Source organism: Vibrio sp. 10N.286.49.E11 (assembly GCF_041469505.1).
Lineage (GTDB): Bacteria > Pseudomonadota > Gammaproteobacteria > Enterobacterales > Vibrionaceae > Vibrio > Vibrio crassostreae_C.
In genome coordinates this window covers 19635-28059 of sequence record NZ_JBFRKQ010000015.1, presented here as the reverse complement: position 1 = coordinate 28059, position 8425 = coordinate 19635, and the positions used below count along the sequence as shown (strand labels likewise).

The window sequence follows — 8425 nt, the reverse complement described above, 5'->3', positions numbered from 1 at the left end:
ATTTTTACTTTAATTGGTATCATTCACTGATATTATCATCTGATAATATTTCTAACGCGCTTGGGCTATTACACGAACGTTTTAGCCCAAGCACGAAAATTCTGCACTACTAATCTATCGCAAACCAAATCTCAACTCGCTGCAAATGAGGTACTCCAAGCCTCACAATCGCTCGCAGAAGACAGTCAGAAAATGGCGAACACTACAGAACACCTTACTGAGCAATTGAAATACTTTAAGGTTTAGCATCAATAGGACTCTTAGCTTAAAGATAAAAAGCTCATAAAAAACACCTCCGCACTTGCGATAAGTTCGGAGGTGTTTTTATTTATGGCTAGTCATTTGCTATAAGCAACAAACGTCTAAAGCATCAAGCCTAATGCGCCGCTACTGAAATTTTCGGTGGGTTGATGTTGTGCTTCTTAAACTCTTTCATCACACGCAAAGTAATGTCGGTTTCAAACAGCTTCTCATACGCAGTATCCACAACGTAAGCCTTACAAGTTAGCTGTATTGCTAGGTAGTTATCGGTAATCGTCTGTTTAACCAAAACCGTTACAGGTTTCGGCAAGTGGATATAACGACTTGAAGACGCCGCTTCTTGAATCAGATCGCGGGCTAGGGTGATGTCTTCATCCATACCAACGTAAAACGGAATCACCACCTGCATGTCCAACGCACCGTAGTTACCACTGGTGGTCACTTCATTTAAGAACTTGTTGTTCGGAATGGTAATGATGTCATCGTTCAGGGTTCTCATTCGCACTGAACGCAAACCAATGGTAATGATATCACCGTAGTTGCCTTCGAACGTGACGCGGTCACCAACTTGAAAGGGCCTATCAATCATTACCGTGATGCCCGCGATGAATGAAGCTGCCAAATCTTTAAGCGCAAAGCCGACTGACACGGCGAGGGTACCACCAATCAAAGCCAGTATTTGGTCGTTGATTCTAAAGCTCATCATGAACACGATAAGACCTGTGCTCACATAGATAAAGAACTGAGTAAACGACTGCAGTTTCTGTAGCAGCATTCGGTATTGCACGAATTGGCTACCAAAACTGGTCACCATCGAGTTGATAAACTTAAGCAGTAACCACATCGCCGCAATAACGATCATGGAGAAGAACACGCCGCTCCATCGCACTAGACTCGCTATCTTTGAGATGTTTTCTACATTGGCTAACTCTTCCGTCGCAAAGATCGGGAAACTGACAGCACTTGCCAAGCCAACAAATAGTAGGATAAATAACTTCTTCATTTTACTTCACCAGTAGATGTTGACGGTCGAGAACGTTAGTAATGTGGCGGAACCAGTGCTCGGAAATTCGAGCCTTTTCTTCATGCCAACCAATATAACCACGGCTTTCAAAGTAACGCAGAATGCCGGTTATCTCAGCCGTGCTTAGCTGCGTACAATCAGACAAGACTTCCGGAGACGCGATTTCCAACTGCACGATAGAACGAAGCACAGCCAGCATAGGTTTTGGCATGTTTTCTAGTTCTTGTGCTTCTGGAACATGGAACAAGCGCACCACGGCTTGATCGGTATCTTTGTTTCGATTCAATGAGAGTCGGAAGAAGCGCAACGCAACGGTAGGGTTACCATCAGAGTAATGCCACAAGATTCGGTAGAAGCCTTGGCGTGCGCGATCTTCCTCGCTCATGTCATCTTGGTCCCACTGTTTAGGCACCACCAAACCATCAAACGATAACGGCTTCTCAAGATCCGTATTAATACGGCTATTTAGAAGCTCACCGACTTGTTTCTCTGTCCAACGCGGAAGGAAACACACCAAGTCAAACAGCAAACGTTCGCCACGCGCTCGATCGACAAACCGCCAGCTTGATTTGGCGATCGATATCACGACACGGTGGTTCTTTTTAGAACGACGCAGTAGATTGGTTAAACGTATCAGATCAGACAAGCCGCCAACCATTGGCTTAACTAGACGTTGTGCATTATCGATCGCAATCAAGTACGTGGTCTTGCTTTTACGAAGGTGAGCCAAGATCTGAATCTCAGTCGCTTTCTCTTCCAAGCCGATGCTCACCGCTAGATGCGCTAACAGCTCTTGATAACCAGCGTAAGGGCAACTTACGTAGACAGGTTCAGCGTTAGAGACTTTGTGCAGCAGGGTATAAAGCAGCGTTGTTGCGCCCACACCACGCTCACCTGAAACAATACAGATAGCAGGGCTGTCTGACATCAAGTAGCGAGACAGTTGCTTAACCTCATCACCGGCGTAATCAATCAGCGTGCTGTCGATATTACCCGGAAGAATGTATTCATAGGTTTGATCGCCTTTGATTCGAACCAAGTTTTGCTGATTCTTGTCAAGGTCAGACTGCTTAGCCACTTCAATTCTAAACAGGTACGCCAAAGCTTGGCTAAACAGTGTGTAATTAGACAGTAAGGCCATGATGCGGTGTTGGAAGTTGTAAACACTCAACCATACGATGCCAATGGCCGTCGCCAATATATTAAGTAAGAAGGTATCCTTGCGGTTTACTGCCCAGTTCACCCATACCGGACGATCAGAGATGTGTTGCAGCGTATCGAAGACTTTCGCACGCCATAATCTAAGCACTGAAATGGTAACCAGTACAAACCAGAAAAATAGGGCGCTGTAGATCCAGCTATAGATAGTGCCTTTGCCTAGCGTGATACTCGATATTTGCAAAGTCACACCCGCAACAATGAAGCTCCAAACATAACGGCGAATGGTCGATAGGCGCAGCGCAATCACTTCTTGATTAGATGTGCGGCCCAAACGATACGCAAATTCCAAAATAAAGCTGATAGCAATCGAACCACCTAGAATCCACCAAGTGAAGATCTCAAGGAAAATCAGGTGTTGCAGGCTAGGGATGCTGGAGAGCACTCTTAGAGAAAGCGTAATCGCAATTAACCAAGCAATCGCACGATCAGCGCGGCTGATGTACCAGATCACACGTACTAAAAATGGAGGGTTCGTTTTCGCTTCAAGAAAATTAATTCTGAACAACTCAATCAAACGAGTGCTATTGGCAAGCCACCACGCTAAACCAAAATAGATAAACAACACTTTTAACGATGCACCAATCACAGGCACTGGCGAAATAAAGATGTCTTTAACGAGCGCTTTAAAGCTACGAATTTGGAAGTAAACAAGATACTCAATGTTGAGCTTGGTTAATTCCCACTCTTGCTTAAATTGAGTTACGCCGTAGGGGCCAAAACCCGTTAGGCGCTCTTTATTAGCGGAATTCGTCTGCTCTAACAGGTGTTGCTTGCTCACATTCAAGCTATTCAAAGTGACGTAACTGGTTTGAACGGCAAACCATTGATCGGCGTCGTTGTTCGCTCTGTAGGCTTTTATCTGTTGCTCGAAGGTTTTGATTTCCTGCTTTTGAACTTGTAGCACTTCAGCGAGCAATATATTGACTTGGCGTCTGTCCGACGGTTCCATAAAGAGGGGGTCGGGTAACGAATCAATTCGATCATCGAGATCAACAGCAGAATCGGATACCTGCGGCTGAGATTGTAAGTCATATTCCAAGTTGGCATGACTAGGCCAAGAGAGAATGGCCAAAGTGAGGATTAAGAAGCGCGATAGTGAACGCATAAAAGTCTCTTAGAATTATGAGGTTAGGATTACTATAGTTAGATAATCTGACTTTGTGAAATCCAACCCCGTGTCGGGGGCGAGTACTTTATTCCTGTTTCGAGCGATTCTGTCATGAAATTGTCAGGGATTAGGCTAGTATTTGAGCATCTTTATTATGTCTTCTGTTGCGTTGATCGGGTTGGCTTTTACTGTGACCAATCAGCATACGATATATTCAATGGTTGGCATGATTTGGGACGTTATATACCGCCCATTATGGTGCGCTGTTCGATATTTTGTTTTTCCTTAAAATCGACGGTTTTACGGCGATAAATAGAAAACCAAAAATGTGAGTCAGTTCAAACTATGATTTGGCTAGGTTATCACTCACTTAATGGCCAGTAATTGCAATCAATACTTGCAGTTAAAGCCCTGAACAAGTAACGTTGCGGCGTTTTTCACATTAAAAAGGTAATGGCATTGATCTCCACAGCAAATATCACCCAACAATTCGGCGCTAAGCCACTTTTCGAAAATATTTCAGTTAAGTTCGGCGAAGGCAACCGCTACGGTTTAATCGGCGCGAATGGCTGTGGTAAATCGACGTTCATGAAGATCCTATCTGGTGAACTTGAGCCAAGTGCTGGTAACGTAAGCTACGATCCAAACGAGCGCGTTGCTAAGCTAAACCAAGACCAGTTTGCTTACGAAGAATTCACGGTAATCGACACGGTTATCATGGGTCACAAAGAGCTTTGGGCTATTAAGCAAGAGCGTGACCGCATTTACTCTTTGCCAGAAATGAGCGAAGAAGACGGCATGAAAGTGGCTGACCTTGAAGTTCAGTTCGCTGAAATGGACGGTTACATGGCAGAAGCTAAAGCTGGTGAGCTTCTTCTAGCGGTAGGTATTGAAGAATCAATGCACTTCGGTCTGATGAGCGAAGTAGCACCGGGTTGGAAACTTCGTGTTCTATTGTCTCAAGTACTGTTTGCAGACCCGCATATCATGCTTCTTGACGAACCAACGAACAACCTGGACATGGACACCATCAAGTGGTTGGAAGATACGCTAAACCAACGTAACTGCACAATGATCATCATTTCGCACGACCGTCACTTCCTAAACTCTGTTTGTACACACATGGCTGACCTTGATTACGGCGAACTTCGTCTATTCCCAGGTAACTACGATGAGTACATGACGGCTGCGACTCAAGCTCGTGAGCGTCTACTGTCTGACAACGCTAAGAAGAAAGCACAAATTGCTGAACTTCAAACGTTCGTATCTCGTTTCTCTGCTAACGCATCTAAAGCTAAGCAAGCGACATCTCGTGCTAAACAGATCGACAAGATTCAACTAGATGAAGTAAAAGCGTCTAGCCGTCAAAACCCATTCATCCGTTTCGAACAGTCTAAAGAGCTATTCCGTAACGCGCTTGTGGTTGAAAACCTATCTCAAGGTTTTGAAGAAGACCTATACAACAAGTTCGATGCGATTTTCGAAGTAGGTGAGCGTGTTGCTATCATCGGCGAGAACGGTGTGGGTAAAACAACACTACTTAACACTCTAGCGGGTGCCCTAGAAGCGCGTACTGGTGAATATAAGTGGTCTGAAAACTCAAACATCGGTTACTACGCTCAAGATCACGCACACGATTTCGAGACAGACATGAACTTGTTTGATTGGATGAGCCAATGGCGCCAAGAAGGCGAAGACGAGCAAGTTGTTCGTGGCTTCCTAGGTCGTATGCTATTTGGTCAAGACGACATTAAGAAATCTGTAAAGGTTATCTCTGGTGGTGAGCAAGGTCGTATGCTTCTTGGTAAGATCATGATGCATAAACCAAACATCCTGCTAATGGATGAGCCAACAAACCACATGGATATGGAATCTATCGAAGCGCTTAACTTGGCTCTTGAGAACTACAAAGGCACATTGTTCTTCGTATCTCACGACCGTGTATTCGTAGACTCGCTTGCAACTCGTATCCTTGAAATCAAAGATGGCAAGATCAACGATTTCCGCGGTACTTACGCTGAGTTCTTGAAAGCACGCGGCTAAGCTTTAAGTTAGCCTTAGTTTTCAACTCTATGCGTTGGAAATTAAGCTATAAATTGAAAATTAAAAACGCCGTCATACTAAAAAGCATGACGGCGTTTTTGTATCTAGCTAAGTTTCTATGTATTTATCCTTGATGGGTCACTAACTATTTACATCAGAACTTTACAATTAGAAGCGGTTAGTGAATCACCAATCAAACCTACGCTTTTTTCCGACTGCTGATTATTCACCTTTCACATCAAAGTCAATCTTGTCTGCACCCGTGAACACTTGGAAGCGTAAACCTTTAGCGCGAGCAATCGTAGTGATGCCGAACTTCTGCGCTAAATCTAAGCCCATTTGTGTAACGCCAGAGCGTGACAGTAGAACAGGGATTCCCATCTGCGCAACCTTAATCACCATCTCAGACGTTAAACGGCCTGTGGTGTAGAAGATCTTATCTTCACCTGTCTCTTTGTTAAGCCACATCTCACCAGCCAATGTATCAACGGCATTGTGTCGGCCAACATCTTCAACAAACGATAGAACCTTGTCGTCTTTGCAAACAGCACAGCCATGAACCGCACCCGCTTTCTTGTAGGTGTCGTTATAATGAGTCAGCGCTTCTAGAGCCGTATAGATTTCAGATTGCTTAATCTTGGTTTGAGGCACTTGGTAATCTTCCAATTGCTTCATCACGTTGCCATACATGGTACCTTGGCCACAGCCAGAGGTAACTGTCTTCTTCTTAAGCGCTTGCTCAAGTTGGCTCGTATCTTCTTTGGTGATAACCGCTGCTGAGCTGGTTTCCCAGTCGATGATGATTGATTCAACGGCTTCTGGATCAGAAAGGAAGCTTTGGTTTTTCAAATAACCCAAGACTAATGCTTCCGGGCGTGAACCCAATGTCATTAGAGTTACGATCTCTTTCCAGTTCAACATAACGGTAAGAGGGCGCTCGCACGCAATTTGTTTCGTTAGCTTTTCGCCATATTCATCAAACACTTCAACTTCGATGGTCTGAAGTGGGTTTTCACTGGTTTTTATTATGTTTGGTTTTACCACAGTCATTTCCTACTTAATGAGATAGCGATTTTATGAGATAAGAAGTCAACAAGAGCAATAAGGCTCTCATTCATTAATGCGCTAGTTTGTTGATTCGCTATGGCCTAGATTTCGATTATCGTTCTCGAACATGCCATAGATCTGTGAATACATAGCTCTGTGAAGAACATTAGCGAATTAGCTAAAGCAAATCTTATTCCAAAATAACGGGGATTGATGGAAACATGAAGCATTAGATTAAAATAGCGCAAAATATGAGAGTTCACCGGGTGGAGTTGTCTGAAATAACCAGTATCGACTAACGTTATAGTGACAACTTGATAACGAACGCTATAGATACGCTCTCGCAGTTAATCCGTATTGGCGTGTTTATTGCTTTATGGGGTGTATATGAATGCACACAGTACAAAATGTCCTAAGTGCATTCAGACCAAAGAAAATCAATTGGGTGAAGTATGTCTGAGATAAAAGAATTCAAAGAACAATATGAAAAAACAGAAGCAGCTTGGCCAATCGGTGTCCAAAGAATAGAGAAAGAGATCAAAACTGGCATTTGGGTAACAACTCAATGGGAACTCATCGGTTTTGAATTATCACCTGAACATGAAACCCCAGACGTATGTTTGCTTCAGTTGCACAAAGACGAACGTACCGACTACCGCTTCAATCTAAGCTCTCAGCAACCTAAGCTTTTCTTAGTGATGGATAATGTCGATTCAGGCGTTAAGCCCGTCATTCAGTTACTTACAGCATCACAAACCGTTGCAGGGCAATACATGGACGGTGACAACCAAGTCCTTTCATACGACATTCCGTTACCTGTACAAGCTTGGATGGAAGCGTTCATCGGTCGTCATGGTGAGTTATTAGAAGCAAGACGTAAGAAACGTAAAGGCGCGGGTCGATCAAATGGCAACTAACTTTTTTAGCCGTTGGTCTCAACGAAAGCTTGATGAATCAACCGACCAACCTTTAGAAGCGCAACAAACGCTTGAGGAAACTGAGCTTACTTCCGCAAAGACTTCGTCTGCTGCTTCATCTATAGACGCAGAAACATCGGAGTCATTAGAACGTGGAACTTTGGAAAAAGAGTCTCCAGAACACGCTGTCGATTCTCAAACTATTGACTCTCAGGAGATAGCATCAGAAACGACTGAAGACTTGTCTGTTGCTCAATTATTGGTGTCAGAAGCTTCAGAAAGCGTAAAAAAAGCGGCATTGCGTAAATTATTCCTCTCAGAAGAATTCAACGTTCGTGATGGTTTAGATGATTACGACGACGATTACAGTAATTTGAAGTCTCTTTCTGAAGGGGTTGCGGAAACCTTGCGTGATTGGGTTAAAGACAAAACGGAAGAAGAAACTGCGCCAGAAGAAGAGCAAATCATTGATAATAAAGACGAAGGTGAAGTTTTAGAAAATTCTGAAATCGATCTTGGGGTATCTGATAATAAACTTGAAACGTCAGAAAGTGCCGAAATAACCGAACAAGAAAAAGAACTGTATAAAAACACAGTATCGAATAATAACGCTACAATGTCAGACGAAGCAGACCTGAAAGAGGTGGGACAAAATATACCACACAAAGAATAGGTACATTTTGACTAAACACTCAATGAACCGCTTGCGACAAAATGTCCCAAGCGGTTTTTTTATACGCACAATAAACGTTATATAGGATTAAATCACTGAAATATAAGGCATATTAAATTGGCATGGCATTT

General features: G+C 43.5%; 6 protein-coding genes. 3 read left to right on the top strand and 3 right to left on the bottom strand.

The window, feature by feature from the left end; all coding sequences use genetic code 11:
* Nucleotides 1-376: 376 nt before the first annotated feature.
* Both AB4167_RS03280 and AB4167_RS03275 read right to left on the bottom strand, forming a co-directional pair.
* On the bottom strand, nt 377-1264 hold the full coding sequence (locus tag AB4167_RS03280) for a mechanosensitive ion channel family protein (RefSeq protein ID WP_017059614.1): 888 nt from the start codon (nt 1262-1264) through the stop codon (nt 377-379).
* 1 nt (nt 1265) lies between these two features.
* Entirely contained in the window at nt 1266-3611 is a 2346-nt protein-coding gene (locus tag AB4167_RS03275; RefSeq protein ID WP_372136125.1) for an ATP-binding protein, read from the bottom strand.
* Nucleotides 3612-4073: 462 nt separating this feature from the next.
* Here AB4167_RS03275 and AB4167_RS03270 point away from each other — a divergent pair, with 462 nt between their 5' ends.
* Nucleotides 4074-5657 carry an ABC-F family ATPase gene (locus AB4167_RS03270; RefSeq protein ID WP_372136124.1) on the top strand — a complete coding sequence of 528 codons (1584 nt, stop codon included), beginning with the start codon at nt 4074-4076 and terminating at the stop codon, nt 5655-5657.
* 222 nt (nt 5658-5879) lie between these two features.
* Here the strand turns inward: AB4167_RS03270 and AB4167_RS03265 are convergent, their stop codons facing one another.
* Nucleotides 5880-6701: a formate dehydrogenase accessory sulfurtransferase FdhD gene (locus tag AB4167_RS03265; protein ID WP_017068189.1), complete on the bottom strand. Its 822-nt coding sequence runs from the start codon at nt 6699-6701 to the stop codon at nt 5880-5882.
* A 455-nt stretch (nt 6702-7156) separates the two neighbouring features.
* On the opposite strand from AB4167_RS03265, the gene AB4167_RS03260 reads away from it, so the two are divergent.
* Both AB4167_RS03260 and AB4167_RS03255 read left to right on the top strand, forming a co-directional pair.
* Complete coding sequence (locus tag AB4167_RS03260) at nt 7157-7621, top strand: DUF3305 domain-containing protein (RefSeq protein WP_017068190.1); 465 nt, start codon at nt 7157-7159, stop codon at nt 7619-7621.
* The gene (locus tag AB4167_RS03255) at nt 7611-8294 is read left to right on the top strand and encodes a DUF3306 domain-containing protein (protein WP_372136123.1); all 684 of its coding nucleotides are present in this window, start codon (nt 7611-7613) and stop codon (nt 8292-8294) included. The genes AB4167_RS03260 and AB4167_RS03255 overlap by 11 nt, the downstream gene beginning before the upstream one ends.
* Nucleotides 8295-8425: the final 131 nt, after the last annotated feature.

Excerpts from the sequence above, each read along its gene's own strand:
- AB4167_RS03260 (WP_017068190.1), top strand. The coding sequence starts at position 7,157 with ATGTCTGAGATAAAAGAATTCAAAGAACAATATGAAAAAACAGAAGCA.
- AB4167_RS03275 (WP_372136125.1), bottom strand. The coding sequence starts at position 3,611 with ATGCGTTCACTATCGCGCTTCTTAATCCTCACTTTGGCCATTCTCTCT.
- AB4167_RS03255 (WP_372136123.1), top strand. The coding sequence starts at position 7,611 with ATGGCAACTAACTTTTTTAGCCGTTGGTCTCAACGAAAGCTTGATGAA.
- AB4167_RS03280 (WP_017059614.1), bottom strand. The coding sequence starts at position 1,264 with ATGAAGAAGTTATTTATCCTACTATTTGTTGGCTTGGCAAGTGCTGTC.